Origin of the sequence: Burkholderia reimsis (genome assembly GCF_003294055.1) — a bacterium.
GTDB lineage: Bacteria > Pseudomonadota > Gammaproteobacteria > Burkholderiales > Burkholderiaceae > Burkholderia > Burkholderia cepacia.
This window is the reverse complement of the sequence record NZ_QMFZ01000009.1, coordinates 140,843-155,833: the sequence shown is the minus strand read 5'-3', so window position 1 is coordinate 155,833 and position 14,991 is coordinate 140,843. Positions and strand designations below refer to the sequence as shown.

Annotated in this window: 15 protein-coding genes; 3 read left to right on the top strand and 12 right to left on the bottom strand. The window is 66.7% G+C overall.

Going from position 1 to position 14,991, the window contains the following annotated elements; genetic code table 11:
- Positions 1-5: 5 nt before the first annotated feature.
- The 5 genes from DPV79_RS13580 to DPV79_RS13560 all read right to left on the bottom strand — a co-directional run bounded on the left by DPV79_RS13580 (position 6) and on the right by DPV79_RS13560 (position 5,093).
- A complete protein-coding gene (locus DPV79_RS13580; RefSeq protein WP_113045630.1) occupies positions 6-2,276 on the bottom strand; it encodes a TonB-dependent hemoglobin/transferrin/lactoferrin family receptor in 2,271 nt (756 codons plus the stop codon).
- A gap of 268 nt (positions 2,277-2,544) precedes the next feature.
- Entirely contained in the window at positions 2,545-2,772 is a 228-nt protein-coding gene (locus DPV79_RS13575) for a hypothetical protein (protein WP_021156479.1), read from the bottom strand.
- Between the two features lie 188 nt (positions 2,773-2,960).
- A complete protein-coding gene (locus DPV79_RS13570; RefSeq protein ID WP_059684083.1) occupies positions 2,961-3,344 on the bottom strand; it encodes a DUF6232 family protein in 384 nt (127 codons plus the stop codon).
- Positions 3,345-3,468: 124 nt separating this feature from the next.
- Positions 3,469-3,729: a DUF2866 domain-containing protein gene (locus DPV79_RS13565; RefSeq protein WP_011353838.1), complete on the bottom strand. Its 261-nt coding sequence runs from the start codon at positions 3,727-3,729 to the stop codon at positions 3,469-3,471.
- A 206-nt stretch (positions 3,730-3,935) separates the two neighbouring features.
- Positions 3,936-5,093 carry a porin gene (locus tag DPV79_RS13560; protein WP_021156477.1) on the bottom strand — a complete coding sequence of 386 codons (1,158 nt, stop codon included), beginning with the start codon at positions 5,091-5,093 and terminating at the stop codon, positions 3,936-3,938.
- A 308-nt stretch (positions 5,094-5,401) separates the two neighbouring features.
- Here DPV79_RS13560 and DPV79_RS13550 point away from each other — a divergent pair, with 308 nt between their 5' ends.
- A complete protein-coding gene (locus tag DPV79_RS13550; protein WP_113045629.1) occupies positions 5,402-6,208 on the top strand; it encodes a MetQ/NlpA family ABC transporter substrate-binding protein in 807 nt (268 codons plus the stop codon).
- A 151-nt stretch (positions 6,209-6,359) separates the two neighbouring features.
- Here the strand turns inward: DPV79_RS13550 and DPV79_RS13545 are convergent, their stop codons facing one another.
- The 4 genes from DPV79_RS13545 to DPV79_RS13530 form a co-directional block, all read right to left on the bottom strand.
- Positions 6,360-7,475 (bottom strand): succinylglutamate desuccinylase/aspartoacylase family protein, encoded by a 1,116-nt coding sequence (locus DPV79_RS13545; protein ID WP_113045628.1) that lies wholly within the window; start codon positions 7,473-7,475, stop codon positions 6,360-6,362.
- 225 nt (positions 7,476-7,700) lie between these two features.
- Positions 7,701-8,483, bottom strand: a complete 783-nt coding sequence (locus DPV79_RS13540) for an ABC transporter substrate-binding protein (RefSeq protein ID WP_059621785.1) — start codon at positions 8,481-8,483, stop codon at positions 7,701-7,703.
- A gap of 226 nt (positions 8,484-8,709) precedes the next feature.
- A complete protein-coding gene (locus DPV79_RS13535; protein ID WP_021156472.1) occupies positions 8,710-9,630 on the bottom strand; it encodes a LysR family transcriptional regulator in 921 nt (306 codons plus the stop codon).
- 148 nt (positions 9,631-9,778) lie between these two features.
- A complete protein-coding gene (locus DPV79_RS13530; RefSeq protein WP_113045627.1) occupies positions 9,779-10,726 on the bottom strand; it encodes a GlxA family transcriptional regulator in 948 nt (315 codons plus the stop codon).
- Positions 10,727-10,833: 107 nt separating this feature from the next.
- Between DPV79_RS13530 and DPV79_RS13525 the strand changes: the two genes are divergently transcribed.
- Both DPV79_RS13525 and DPV79_RS13520 read left to right on the top strand, forming a co-directional pair.
- Complete coding sequence (locus DPV79_RS13525; protein ID WP_048023487.1) at positions 10,834-11,142, top strand: DUF3817 domain-containing protein; 309 nt, start codon at positions 10,834-10,836, stop codon at positions 11,140-11,142.
- Entirely contained in the window at positions 11,139-11,540 is a 402-nt protein-coding gene (locus DPV79_RS13520) for a CopD family protein (protein ID WP_059676103.1), read from the top strand. Before DPV79_RS13525 ends, DPV79_RS13520 begins: the two co-directional genes overlap by 4 nt.
- Here DPV79_RS13520 and DPV79_RS13515 read toward each other — a convergent pair.
- The 3 genes from DPV79_RS13515 to DPV79_RS13505 form a co-directional block, all read right to left on the bottom strand.
- The gene (locus DPV79_RS13515; protein ID WP_021156468.1) at positions 11,527-12,129 is read right to left on the bottom strand and encodes a hypothetical protein; all 603 of its coding nucleotides are present in this window, start codon (positions 12,127-12,129) and stop codon (positions 11,527-11,529) included. The genes DPV79_RS13520 and DPV79_RS13515 overlap by 14 nt on opposite strands.
- 216 nt (positions 12,130-12,345) lie before the next feature.
- Entirely contained in the window at positions 12,346-13,734 is a 1,389-nt protein-coding gene (locus DPV79_RS13510) for an NCS2 family permease (protein WP_021156467.1), read from the bottom strand.
- A gap of 560 nt (positions 13,735-14,294) precedes the next feature.
- Positions 14,295-14,972, bottom strand: a complete 678-nt coding sequence (locus DPV79_RS13505) for a TetR/AcrR family transcriptional regulator (protein ID WP_113045626.1) — start codon at positions 14,970-14,972, stop codon at positions 14,295-14,297.
- Positions 14,973-14,991 lie beyond the last annotated feature (19 nt).

Genomic DNA, 14,991 nt, shown 5'->3' with positions numbered 1-14,991 from the left:
GCGCATCAGAAATCCACTTTCATGCTGACGGCGACCGTGCGGCCGGACGACGTATATGCATCGAGCACCTGCGAATCGGCTGCGATGCCGCGCACGTCCGACCAGTTCCAGTATTTGCGGTCGAACAGGTTGCGGATGCCGATCGTCGCGCTCACGTGCTTGTTGAAGCGGTAGCCGCCGCGCAGGTCGACGACGAACGACGACGGCGGCGAGAAGCACGTCTTGTTCGAACAGTCGGACTTGTCGATGTCCTTGTCGCGTTTCGCGGCCTGGAACAGCAGGTCGGTCTGCACGAACCAGCGTTCGGTCGGTTCGTAGCGCACGCCGAACACGGCGGAGAACGGGTTGACGGTGTTGAGCGGCTGGCTCGCCGCGCCGTCGTTCTGCGTCGAGCCCTTCGTGAACGCCATCGCCGTCTTCAGCGTGATGCCGTTCGGCATCACCCATTCGGCACGGCCTTCGAGGCCGTGGATGCGCGCGTCGGCGAAGTTCACGTACTGGAACACGGACGGATCGGCCGGCCGGCCGCTGCCGGCGATCGTCGTGCGCGAGATGAAGTTGCGGTAGCGGCCCGTGAACGCGGCCGCGCTGTAGCGCACGACGCCGTAGCCGGTGCCGGCCTTGCCGCGCAGCCCGGCTTCGAAGGTATCGCTCGTCTCGGGCTTCAGGTTCGGATTGCCGATCGACGTGTAGCCGTGCACCGGGTTCGAGAAACTGCTGTTCACCTGGTCGGGTGTCGGTGCGCGGAAGCCGTGCGCGTACTGCACGTACGGAATGACCGCCGGTGTGATCTCGTAGAGCACGGCGACGCGCGGCGACAGTTCGTTCGCGCTGGTCGACACGGCCTTGCCGGTGAACAGCGGATCGTTTGCGGTCGGGCTCAGCCGGTACGTGTCGAAGCGCAGGCCCGGCGTGACGAGCAGGCGGCCGTAGCCGATCTGGTCCTGCAGGAACGCACCGAACAGCGTGTAGTCGGTGTCGGGGAACGCCTTGTTCGGGAACGCTTCGCCGACGCCCGGCACCGTGCCGTCGCGCAGGTTCGTCACGCGCGATACGCTGCCGTCGACGCCATACAGCAGCTTGTGCGCGAACGGCCCGGTCGTGAAGCCGCTTTCGGCGAACGCCGAGCCGCCGAACGTGCGTTCCTTGTACTGGTTGTCGCGCGAGCGCGATTTCAGCGGCGCGCCGCGCGTCTCGAACGCGTACTGGTCCTGCTTCGCGTCCTGGTAGTAGAACTGCACGTGCGCGGTCTGGAACCAGCGGGACGCATCGTCGCGGAAATCGTAGCCGACGCTGAAGCGGTTGCGTTCGAGCCGGTCGTTCGTCGTGAGGCCGAGCGTGGTCGGCGGATTGATCGCGGACAGCACGTCGGTGCTCACGCGCCGCTGCACCGTTTCGGCGGTGAGCTTGAACGTGTCGCGCGCGGTGGGCGTCAGCACGAGCTTGCCGAGCAGCGATTCCGAATAGACGTCCTGCGGGTTCGACGTGGTGCGCAGCGTGCTCGCCGAGTTGTTGCTGCCGCGCGTGTCGACCTCGTGACCGCGCCGCCCGTCGGCGATGATCATTCCCTGGACGCGATCGTTGCCGCCCGCGGCCGATACGGTCGCGCCGATGCTGCGGTCGGCCGAGTCGTAGCTCGGCCGGAACGAGAAGTAGGTGGGCTTGTTGTAGATCGACAGCAGGTCGCGCGGATCCTTCGTGATGAAGTTCACCGCGCCGGTCAGGCCGTCGCTGCCGTAGAGCGCCGACGCCGGTCCGCGCAGGATCTCGATGCGCTTGAGTGTGTCGAGATCGGCGTAGTCGCCGCGCCCCGCTTCGAGCGGGCCGAATGAAAACGCGTTCGGCAGGCGGATGCCGTCTTCCATCAGCAGCACGCGATTGCCTTCGAGGCCGCGGATGTTGATGCTCGAATCGCCGTCGCGGCCGCCGCCGAGCGCGGCGCTGCCGGGCCGGTACGCGGTGCGGCGCACCGTGATGCCCGGCTCGTAGCGCAATGCATCCTTGATGTTGGTGGCCTGCTGCTCCTCCAGATCCTCGTCGGTGACTACCGAGACGGACGCAGCCGTGCGGCTCGTGGCCGTTGCGGTGCGGTTGGCCGTGACGGTGACGGGATCGAGCAGCGCCGCATCGCCGCGCGTGGACGCGGCAACGAGCAGGGTGGAAGGCGGGGTGGCGCCTTGCGGCGACGAATCGGCGTGAGCCGGGGCGGCGGACAGGCCGAACGCGCCGAACAGCGCGGCACAGATCGGCCGCCGCGCCAGCGTATAGCAATGCACAGGTGGTCTCCCATTGACGAAAACAAGCCCGAAGGCTGGCTGGGTGACGCGTTCACCTGGCTGGCCCGCCCGCGCACGGAATGCGGCGGGCGGCGAATTGAAAGGCAACTGACAATTTTGCCAGTGTAAATGAGAATTATTATCAATACAAGAACGAAAGGCGGCACGCGTGGGTGAGCGCTCACCTGCGCGGCTCGGGCCTGCCGTGGCGGGAAATACGGGAGAAGCGCGGGCCCTGGCGCCGGCCCGTCACGAGCGTGAACAGGCCCTAGGCGAGTGCTTCGATGCGGATCAGCAGGTTGCGTGCATGCGTGATGAACGCATCGTGCGTCGCGCGATCGCCGTGGCCTTCGAGGCCGGCCTGTTCGGCGAACGCGATCTGTTCGGTGTAGAGGTCGACGAGCGCACGGCGTGCGTCAGGGGGAAGCGCGCGGATCATCGACACGATCAGCAGTTCCTGCGCGCGAAGCGTGCCGGACAGCGTCTGGACGTTCATGCTGGCCTCCTCGGACGATGCGGCGACGAGCCGCTCTTTCCATACTAGGCGGTCGGCGTACGCAGCGCAGGCGACGCGGTGGTGGAATGCGATTCGACGGGGGCAATCGAGGGCGCCGTTGCGCGACGCGAAACGCGCCGCGCGCGGCCGGGCACCACGGATCGAAGCGTGCAGGGATGCGAACGGAATCAGCCGGCCGTCGTTGCGGCCCGCGCATCGCGCACGACCTGCGCAACGCGTTCGACGAACTCGACGTCGACGCTCGACAGCGCTTCGCGCTTGCCGTCGGGCATCTCGACCATCAGGCGATACGTGACGTCCTGCGTGGTCCACGCGAGATAACCGACGACGGCGAGCATCACGCCGACGACGAGCGCGGCGCTCGATCCGGCGATGCCGCCCGCCACGGCGGCGGCCGCGCCGATCAGCGAGATCAGCGACGGCACGAGGCGGTTTTTCGGAATCTTGACGACATCGACGTGGCGGATGTCACGCAGCGCGAATACCTGCCCGGCGGCCGACAGGCCGTTGCGCGTGATCATCACGCCGCGTTCGTTGAATGCGTTTTCCATCATGTGTTGCGTGGACGAAAACGCGCAGCGTAGCAGGTTTCATTGCCGCATCAAACGAGACCGACTGCCGCACGATGCGTGCGGCGCGCTCGAAAGACAGGCAGCGGGTGGAACGGGACGGCGTTCAGAACTGCAGCCGGCCGTCGCCGTAAAGCCGGCCCGGCACGTGCGACGCGACGACCTCGGCGATCTCTTCGTCGGTCGATTCGGCCGGCACGATCTGGCGCCGCGCGGGTGCGTCGAGATGCATCGTCCATTCGACGAGACGATACGGCCGCCCCCACGGGCGCTGCATTTCGACCGATACGCGGCAGCTCTGGACCGGCATCGAGTGTTGGCACGTCAGAATCGCGTGCAGATGGCTGAAAACGGTATCTTCGATCATCATGGCCTCCGATCCTGTCTTGTGGGCAATCGATGGCGGCGCCGTCGGCGGTTAAAAAAAAAGCCGCCGATGTTCAGGCGGCCAACAGGGGGGGTGAGAGCATCCTCTCAGCCCAGAATTAAGCGAAACTTAAAAGCCCATAAAAAAGCGCCCCGCGTGGAGCGGGGCGCTTCTTGCCGTCGTGATCCGCGAGTTAAGCGGATGCTTTAGAACTTGTGACGGATACCGATACGTGCGGCGATCTGGTTCTTCGAACCCGTGCCCGACGTGTTGAAGTAGCTCGTGCTCGAGCCGATCTGCGCTTGCACGCCCTTGCCCGATGCCTGCTGGTACACGACCAGGCCGTACACGTCGGTACGCTTGCTGAGTGCGTAGTCGGCGATGCCGTTGACCTGGTTCCAGTGCCACGAGTTGCCGTTCTGCGTCGCGTTCGTGTACGTGTAGCCGAGGCCGCCCGACAGAGCCGGCGTGAACGCGTACTTCGCACCTGCTTCATACGCGTTGTAGAACGTGCCGCCTGCGCCCGAGACGGTCGAGAACTGCGTACGCGTCCACAGCAGCCATGCCGTTGCCGGGCCCCAGACGTAACGGCCGCCCACACCGTAGGTGCGCAGGTCGCGGACGTTGCCCGTGCTCAGGTTCGCGATCGTCGTCGAGAATGCCGGCGTCGACTGGCTCGGGAAGCGGATGTCCGTGTACGCGGCGCCGAGCGAGAACGGGCCGTTCGCGTAGTTCAGGCCGAAGCTGTATGCGCGCGACGAGCCTGCCGTCGTCGTCGTGCCCGACGTCGTTGCCGGTGCGCCGGCGAAGTCCGTCGAGTTCGAGAAGCCGTACAACGCGCCGAACGTGAAGCCCGAGTAGTTCGCGCTCTGGAACTTCACGGCGTTGTTGATGCGGCTCGACGTGAGCTGGTCGATGTCGTTCACGTGGTACGCGTAGTTGCCCGCGACCGTGTTGCCGCCCGTCGAGTAGTTCGAGCCGAGGATGTCGGTCGAGAACGAGTACTGGCGGCCGAACGTGACCGTGCCGTATTGCGACTGGCTCAGGCCGACGTAAGCCTGGCGACCGAAGATCGCGCCGCCCTGGCCGATCGTGCCGTTACCGCTGTTGAAGCCGTTTTCGAGCACGAAGATCGCCTTCAGGCCGCCGCCGAGGTCTTCGGTGCCGCGCAGGCCCCAACGGCTGCCCTGGGCAACGCCGTCGTCATACTTGAACAGCTTGCCCGAGCCGCCGTTGGCGGTCTTGCTGTGGTTCACGTAGCTGATACCGGCATCGATGACGCCGTACAGCGTCACGCTGCTTTGTGCGTGCGCCGTGCCGGCCGTTGCTGCCAGGACGGCGATGGTCAACAGTTTCTTGTTCAAAGGATTCTCCGAGCGAATAAATGGCGTGTCCAGTTGCGGTTCCGGCGCTCTCTATGGGCGCTTTCACGGACCGGCGGCAACTTTATCGAGGGGCCACGTAATGAATATGACAGCGACTGTCATATGAAGAATGTGTGGCGCCGATGCGACATTGAATTCTGCCCGGTTGCGCTGCCCGGGGTTATACCGAATTCGGCTGAGAATCGATCCGGCCCCGGAATATGCACATGAAATAAGCTTGGTTGGTGGCGTTCCGGCCCCGTGCCACGATCCGTCTTCCAACAAACGACACGGGACAAGAGGACACCATGCGACGTTCATTCCTGACCGGCCTCGGCGCGCTCGCAGCCGCACTGGCATTCGCGGCGCCCGGCGCGCACGCCGACTCGCAAACGCTGAAGATCGGCACGATGAGCGGCCCCGACGCGCAGATCTGGACCGAGGTGACGAAGGTCGCCGCACGCGAAGGCCTCGCGATCAAGGTCATCGAATTCAACGACTACGTGCAGCCGAACGCGGCGCTCGATGCCGGCGACCTGGACGCGAACGGCTTCCAGCACCAGCCGTTCCTCGACAGCCAGATCAAGCAGCGCGGCTACAAGATCGTCAACGTCGGGCTCACCTACACCGCGCCGATGGGTTTCTATTCGAAGAAGATCAAGTCGCTGAAGGACTTGCCGGTGGGCGCGAAGGTCGGGATCCAGAACGATCCGTCGAACGGCAACCGCGCGCTGCTGCTGCTGCAGAAATACGGCGTGATCAAGCTGAAGCCGGGCGTCGGCGCCAACGGCGTGAACGCGACGCCGCTCGACGTCGCCGAGAACCCGAAGAAGATCAAGATCGTCGAACTCGACTCCGCGCAGCTGCCGCGCGCGCTGCCCGACGTCGATGCCGCGTCGATCAACACCGACTACGCGGTGAAGGCCGGGCTCACGCCGGTGAAGGATGCGATCGCGATCGAGGACCTGCGCGGGCCGTACGCGAACCTGATCGCCGTGCGCGCGCAGGACAAGGACAAGCCGTGGGTGAAGAAGCTCGTCGCGGCCTATGAATCGGCCGACGTGCGCAAGTTCATCGACCAGAAGTTCGGCGGCGCGATCGTGCCGGCGTTCTGAACGCCCACGCGTGCCTTCGCCCGGCCGGATGGATCGCCGGGCATTCCGGAAAGCAGATCGCCCGCGCAAGCGGGCGATTTCGTTGGTGCGCGCGGGTGAGCGCCGGGGGATGCCCGATACGCGCCGTGACCCGGCGCGCGGGGCCGGCCGCTCAGGCCGACAGCAGCGAACCCGTGCGTATCGCGGTCGCGCCCGCGATACGCGCGACTTCCATGCCGGCCGTCGCGAAGCGCACGATCTGGCGCGCGTACAGCACGCCCGACACGCTGCTCTTCAGCGTGACGACACGATCGGTCAGCGGATCGACGATGTCGGCCACGGCCTGGCCGGCCTCGATCATCACGCCGACCGGCGTGCGGAACACGATCACGCCCGACACGGGCGCGACGAGCGGATCGGTGCCCGCGAGCGGCGTGGCCGGATGCGCGAGCGGCGGCAGCGGCGCCGGCGTGCCTTCGACGACACCGCGCTCGGTCAGGTATTCGACGATCGCCTGCGCGTCCTTTTCGGCGAATTCGTACGACACGTCGCGTTCGCTGCGCAGTTCGACCGTGACGGAAATCGCGCCGTTCGGGATCGGGAAGCGGTCGCCGAAGCGGTTGCGCAGGTCCGACCAGCAGAAGCTGTGGATTTCGTCGAACGGGTTGCCGACCGAATTCAGCGCGAGCAGCGACGCCTGTGCATCGAGATAGCGCGCCAGCGGCTCGACATCCGCCCACAAATCGGGGTTCGTGTACAGGTGCATCACCGCATCGTTGTCGCAGTGCAGGTCGAGCACGATATCGGCGTCGAACGACAGCTTCTGCAGCGCGAGGCGCTGCGAATCGAGCTCGGTGCGCGGCTTCTGCTCGTCGAGCGCTTCACGCATCGCCGCGCGCACGGCGACGAGATTGCGCTGCGCGTCGTTCGTGAGGCGGCTTTCGACGTGCGGCAGCACGAGCGCCGCGAGATCGTGGAAATTGCGGTTGAAGTTCTGCATCGAGCCGAGCTCGAAGCGGCCGAGGTGATCGCCGAACACGTGCTGCGACAGGCCGATCGGGTTCGGCACGGGCACGATGACGACTTCGCCGCGCAGCTTGCCGGCCGTTTCGAGCGCGGCGATCTTGCGGCGCAGCAGCGTGGCGACCAGCATGCCGGGCAGCTCGTCCGCGTGCAGCGACGACTGGATGTAGACCTTCTTGCCGCCGCGCGGGCCGTAGTGAAAGCTCGTGATCTGGCGTTCGGTACCGACGGCGGGGGAAATCAGCGGATGGGTCTGCGTTTGCATGATGGGGGAGTGCGGCGCAGCCGCGAATGATCCGGTGTGCGTGGAAGATCGATTGTACGTTGCCTTCCTCGCCCCCATCAAACCGGCGCCAGAACGCGCCGATTTTCGTTGTGAATCATCAGGTTGGTGCGGAAAAAATAACGCTGCCGGTACCGCGTGCGCAAAAAAACGGGCTCCTTGCGGAGCCCGTTCGTGCCGAAGCGAAGCGTGCGCTTGCGTGGCGGATTACTTGCCGTAGACGTCGAAATCGAAGTACTTCTTCGCGATCTTGTCGTACGTGCCGTCCTTGCGCATGCCGGCGATCGCGCCGTCGATCTTCGTCTTCAGGTCGGTGTCTTCCTTGCGCAGGCCGATACCGGCGCCGTTGCCGAGCGTCTTCGGATCGTCGAGATCCTTGCCGGCGAAGTCGAAGTTCGCGCCGCGCGGCGTCTTCAGGAAGCCGATCTCAGCCTGCACCGCGTCCTGCAGCGCGCCGTCCAGACGGCCCGAGATCAGGTCGGCGTAGACCTGGTCCTGGTTCTGGTAGGGCACGACGTTCACGCCCTTCGATGCCCAGTACGTCTTCGCGTAGGTTTCCTGGATCGTGCCCTGCTCGACGCCGACCGACTTGCCCTTCAGCGATTCGGCCGTCGGCTGCAGGCCGGCGCCCTTCTTCGTGACGAGGCGCGTCGGCGTGTTGAACAGCTTCGCCGAGAAGGCGATCTGTTCCTGACGCGCCGGCGTCATCGACATCGACGACAGCACGCCGTCGAACTTGCGGGCCTTCAGTGCCGGAATCATCCCGTCGAAGTCGTTTTCGATCCACACGCACTTCGCGTTCATGCGGCGGCAGATTTCGTTGCCGAGATCGACGTCGAAACCCACAACCTTGCCGTCAGCGCCTTTCGATTCGAAAGGCGGGTAGCTTGCGTCGACGCCGAACCGCACGGTCGACCAGTCCTTCGCATACGCGCTGCCGGCCGATACGGCGAGCAGGGCAACGGTCACAGCCGCAAGAATCTTTTTCACCAGGTGACTCCTCGTTTTGTTCGATGGGTGCGCGGTTGTGCCGCGCCGTAAGCCTTCGGCCGGCCGCGGCTTCGCGGCAGGCTGTCCGTTTCGCCCACCCGATGCGGGCGCGCGACGTGCGCAAGATTATCAAGACAAAATACCGGCAGGGCGCCTAGGACAAGCCCCGATACCGGGCCCGGCGGCGGCGGGGTGCGTGCGCCGCCGTTTCAGACACAGGAACGATTCAGCCGAGCGTTTCGTTGACCGCACGCTGCAGGCACGTGACGAATTGCGTGACGGCAGGCGTGGGCAGCAGGTCGCGCCGCGCGATGATCGACAGGTCGAAGCGCGGCATGCGCTCGTCGAGTTCGGCCGTGCGGATGCCGAGCGGCGCGACCGTCGCGGCGAGCGGGCGCGTGAAGCAGCCGATCACGTCCGAGCGCGCGACGAGCCCGAGCGTCACCGCGAACGACATCGGCGAGCGCAAGAGCCGCTTCGGCAGCGGCAGCCCGTGCGCCTGGAACATCCCGACCATCACGCTGTGCGGAAACTGCTCGGCGCCGACGGTGACGATCCACTCGGCATCGAGCAATTCCTCTAACCGGCGCGCGTGCGCGAGCGGGTGGCCTTCGCGCATCACGACGGTGAATTCGGTCGACAGCAGCGGCAACTGCGTGAAATCGCGATCGAGCGCGGGCACGTGGTGCATCGCAGCGATGTCGAGCGTGCCGTTGCGCAACTGCGCGAGCGCGTCGGGCACCGTCACTTCCTCGAGATGCAGGCTCACGTCCGGCATCGACCGGCGGAACGCCGTCACCGCGCGCGGCAGCGCGGTCAGCGCGATCGACGGCATCGTGCCGACCGCGACCCGGCCGGACATCTCGCCCTTCACCTGTTCGACGGCTTCGACCGTGCGGCGGATATCGCCGAGCAGTTGCTCGGCGCGCGGCAGCAGCGCATGGCCGCACGCGGTCAGCTCGACGCCGCGGACGCTGCGCGCGAGCAGCTCCGCGTTGAGCGCCGTTTCGAGCTCGCGGATCGTATGCGTGATCGCGGGCTGCGTGACGCCGAGTTCGCGCGCCGCGGCGCGCAGGCTCTTGTGATGTGCGGCGGAGACGAACGCCTGGAGCTGCGCGATGTTCAGGGGATTGCGGATGCGGGTCATCGATCGGGTCCGGTTGGCGCGACAGTGTGGCGAACGAGGCGGGGCGGCGGCGGTTTTCGGTCGCGATCCCGATGGTTGCATGCACGCGGTGCCGCGCCGGCTCGACACATCGCGTGCCGTTGCGCAGGCGGCGGTGACGTTGCGAACGTCACGCGCCGGCGCGCGCGCGGAACGCGCGACGATACCGCTGCGGCGACGTGCCGACGATGCGCGCGAACCGCTCGCGAAACGCGGTGACCGAACCGAATCCCGCTTCCGTCGCGACATGCTCGATCGACAGCGCGGTCACCTCCAGCAACTGCTGCGCATGCCGGACGCGCGCGGTCTGCAGCCATTGCCGCGGCGACGTGCCGGTCTGTTCCTGGAAGCGCCGCGTCAGCGTGCGCACGCTCGTCGATGCCTTGCGGGCCATCTCGTCGAGCGTGAGCGGCTTGCGCAGGTTCGCCTGGAGCCAGTCCATCAGGTCGTGCAGCCCGTCGGTGGCGGCCGGCCATTCCGGCGCGATGAACTGCGCCTGCCCGCCTTCGCGCACGCGCGGCGCCACCGCGCTGCGTGCGGCGTCGACGGCAACCGCCGCGCCGTAGTCGGCCTGGATCATGTGCAGGCACAGGTCGAGGCCGGCCGCCGCGCCGGCCGACGTCAGGATGCGCCCGTTGTCGACGAACAGCACGTTCGGATCGACGTCGACGTCCGGATAGCGGCGTGCGAGTTCGGCGGCCGCGAGCCAGTGCGTCGTCGCGCGCAGGCCGTCGAGCAACCCGGCTTCCGCGAGCACGAACGCGCCGCTGCAGATCGACGCGATCCGGCACCCGCGCGCGGCCGCTTCGCGCAGGGCGGCAATCGCACGGCGTGACGTGGGGGCGAGCGGCACCGACGTGCCGGGGACGACGATCGTATCGGCGTCGGCGAGCGCATCGAGGCGAAACGGGGGCCGCAGCTCGAACAGGTCGCCGGCGACGTGCGGATGCTCGCTGCACACGCATACGCGGTAGGCCTGTTCGACACCGGGCGCACGCACGCGTGCGAACGTGTCGCATGCAACGCCCAGATCGAACGGGACGACATCGGGCAAGGCGAGCACGGCGACCGTATGCATGGCGTTCGAGGGTTTGGCCAGAATCCGTTGAAAGATGTCATTCTAGCCAATGGCTCGAACCCGCACCACACGCGACAATCGCGGCGGATCAACCTGGAGCCCCGCCGATGAAACAAGACGATCGCGACGCGTTGCGGAACCTGCAGTACCTGTCGTTGCTGGAGGCGACCACACTCGTCGTGCTGGTGTGCGTCGCCGTGCCGCTCAAGCATCTGGCCGGTTATCCGGTCGCGGTATCGATCATGGGGCCGGTCCACGGCATCGCGTTCGCGATGTACGTGTGGGCGGTCGTCGGCACCGCATCGAGCGGGCTGTGGAGCAGGGGCGACGTCGCGCGGCTCGTGCTGTCGGCCGTCGTGCCGTTCGCGGGGCTGGCGAGTGCGGGATGGATCGCGCGCCGGAGGCACGCGCGATGATCTACCTGATGATGAAGACCGTGCACGTGGCGGCCGTCGTCACGTTCGTCGGCGGGCTGCTGATGCTGTCCGTCGGTGTCCGGATCGCGAACCTCGCCGTGCATCGCGCGGTGCGGCGCTGGGATCGCATGGTGACGGCGCCTGCACTCGCGATCGTCTGGATCACGGGTGTCTCGATCGCGCTGAACGGGCACTGGTTCGGCGCGGCGTGGCTGTCGGTGAAGCTTGCGGTCGTCGTCGCGCTGTCGGCGCTGCACGGCATGCTGGCCGGCACGCTGCGGCGCATGGAGCGCGACGATCTCGTCGTCGTGCCGACACCGTGGCTCGGTCAGGCGGCGGGCGCGGTCGTGGCCGCGACGGCGATCGTCGTCGGGCTGGTCGTGATCAAGCCGTTCTGACGAGTGCCGTTTCGACGGCCGCCAGCGTACGGCGCCGGATCCAGCCGCTTCCCAGCCGGATCGCGAGCCAGTACGGCGTGAGCAGCCAGCGCGTGCGCTCGCTCGGGCAGTGGATGAACGTTTCCGTGCGCAGCATGTGCGCGCCCGATGCGAGCCCGACGACCTCGAAGCGGAGCACCAGCTTCGCATCGCGCGGGTCGTCGTGCCGCACGAAGGCCGTTGCGTCGGCGATCGTTCGAACGTCGGGCGTGGGACGCCAGAAGCGGCCGACGAGGCCGAGCGACAGCGATGTGTCGTCGCGGTGGAGCAGCGTGAACGAGTCGAAGCCGAAGCGCGCGTGTTCGGGGCGGGCCGGCCCGTTGCGGAGCGCGCCGGCGACGGCGGCCGGGAATTCGCGCACCATGAGCAGCGCGTCGATGACGGGATCGGCACGCATGTCGAGCGACGCGACGGCGTCGATGATGCGCGCGGGCGGCGCGTCGATCGGCTGCGATTCATGCACTTCGTGGAACCCGAACGACGGGATGAACGGCGGCTTGCGCGCCGAGGTCCGGGTGCTCGATTCGGAGACGATGCCGAGCGCGTTCATCGCGGCTCCTGAAGGGGGCAAAGCGCGATCGTAGCACCGGCTGCGGATTTGCGTCGCGCTGTTGCCGCGCCGCGCATCGTGCTGCACTGCACGCACAAAAAAAGCCTGGAAACTTGCGTTCCCAGGCCTGGAGACCATCAACGACGATGGTGGAGGAGACGATGTCGTCCCGATGCGCGCCGCCCTTCTGCAGGCAACGTCGCGCATGTTTCGCGGTCAGATCGCCCAGCCGCCGAGATAGAACGTGACGAGCACGGCCGCGATCAGCACGGTGCCGACGTTCAGCTTGCGGAATTCGCCGCTGGCGATGCGGCCGATCACGAGCGTCGAGAAGCCGAGCATGATGCCCGTCACGATGTTCGCGGTCAGCACGATGAACACCGCGCACACGAGGCCCGACATCGCGTCGACCATGTCGTCCATGTGCAGCTTGCTCACGCTGCCGAGCATCAGCAGGCCGACGTACATCAGCGCGGGTGCGGTGGCGTACGACGGCACGAGGCCCGCGAGCGGCGAGAAGAACATCACGACGAGGAACAGCAGGCCGACCACGGCGGCCGCGAGGCCCGTCTTCGCACCGGCGGCCACGCCGACGCTCGACTCGATGTAGGCCGCCGCCGGCGCGCCGCCGAGGAAACCGGAGAAGATCGAGCTGATCGAATCGGCGGTCAGCGCGCGGCCGCCGTTGATGATGCGGCCGTTCTCGTCGAGCTGGCCGGCCTGGCCCGCGACCGCGCGGATCGTGCCGGTCGCGTCGAACACGGCGGTCATCACCAGCGCCAGCACGCTCGGCAGCACGGCCATCGACAGCGCGCCCTTGATGTCCATCGCGCCGATCAGCGATGCATGGCCCGGTGCGCTCAGCGACGGCAGCGCGAAGACGCCGTGGTACTTCACGGCGGGATCGAAGATCAGCCCGAAGATCGAGATCGCGATCACGACGAGCAGGATGCCGCCCGGCACGCGACGCTTCTCGAGGCCGAAGATCGCGGCGAGGCCGACAACGGACATGATCACCGGGAGGGCGGTGATCTGGCCGAGCGAGACCGGCAGGCCGGCGCCCGGGTTCTTGATCACGAGGCCGACGTCGTTCGACGCGATCAGCAGCAGGAACAGGCCGATGCCGATCCCGGTGCCGTGCGCGACGCCCGCGGGCAGGTTGCGCAGGATCCACGAGCGCACGCCGGTCACCGAGATGCCGGTGAACACGAGGCCCATCAGGAACACGGCGCCGAGCGCGACCGTCGGATGCAGCCCCTTGCCGAGCACGAGGCCGAACGCGGTGAACGCGGTCAGCGAGATCGCGCAGCCGATCGCGATCGGCAGCTTCGCCCACAGGCCCATCAGCAGCGAGCCGAACGCGGTCGTGAGGCAGACCGCGACGAACACCGCGCTCGTGTCGAAGCCGGCCTTGCCGAACATGCCGGGCACGACGAACACGGAATAGACCATCGCGAGGAAGGTGGTGACGCCGGCGACGATCTCGGTGCGTTGCGTGCTGCCGCGCGACGAAATGCCGAAGTACCGGTCGATGACTCCCTGGGTGCCAAAGTCAGATTCTGCCGCGCCGACGTCGACCGTCGGCTGCACCGGGGTATCACTCATGAGCTTGCTCCTTTATCAGCATGCTGAAACGGCCCGTAGCGAACCGTCGTCAGGGTGTCTCGTATCTAGTTGGGATTTGTCGGCAACGTCGTGGGGACGAATGACGCGTGATGCGTGTCGTCACGTGCGAATCGAAACGATCGCGAGGGTGTCGCGTCGGACGACGCGTGGTGTGGTCGACCCCGTCACGTGTGCTTTGCCGTAGCGAAGGTTAGGCGAGCGGCCCATCACGTCCCATCGGGGGAAGTGCATGCAGCGCATGTCGCAGCGCTTATATCGGCGTGCAACCGGGCTCCGTCGCGACGACACGCGTGTATACGCCTAGTTCGAATCCGTTAAGGCGACTATTTGAATGCGGGGTCGACGGGCAGGGCGGGAGCGGGTGAGGCATTGAATATTACGAATATCTTTCATCGAGGCGGTGCACGCGCATGAAAACGGCGGCGCGCGACGCGACGCGATGCGCGGCCGTGTACAAGCGGCACCCGGATGATACCGGTGCCGCACGCGGCTTGCGCTCGCGCGTTCCGGCCCTCGTCGCTTCGGTCGCGCCGGTCGCGTCAGTCGCGTGCGAGATGCGCGAGGTACGCGCAGAACATGTCGGCCATCGCGGTCGAATAGGCGTCGATTTCCGCCGGCGTGCGCGCGGTTTCGGAGAACGCCTTGCCGCCCGACGTGAGCGTTGTCTTGATCAGCTCGCAGGCGAGCGCATGCGTGGTGTCGGGCACGCCGGGCAACGCTTCGCGCATGAATGCGCTGAAGACCCGGTTGCCTTCGGCTCTCACTTCCTGTGCTTCGGGCGCGTCGCGATAGAGCGGTGCGGCGTCGTCGAGCGCGATGCGCATGCCCGCCTCGTCGCATTCCGACTGGATGAACGCATGGACGGCCGTGCGCAGTCGCTCGGGCGGCGTCTTCTGCGTGTCCTGCAGTATTTGGCACAGCATGTCGGACGTCTGCCGCCATTCGTCGTGCTGCAGCCGGAACAGCACCGACGCCTTGTTCGGGAAGTACTGGTACAGCGAGCCGACGCTCACGCCGGCGCGCTCGGCGACGCGCGCCATCGTGAAGCGCTGCGCGCCTTCGGTCGCCAAAACCTGAACAGCAGCCTGGAGGACGTCTTCGACGAGACGGGTCGAGCGCGCCTGCCGAGGCAGCTTGCGCGTGGCAATCGGGGCATTTCGACGGTCGGTCATGGGCGGTTGGCCAATGCGAATAGTAAAACCTGAATAGTTCGTCATATTCTAGTCGGGCGCACTG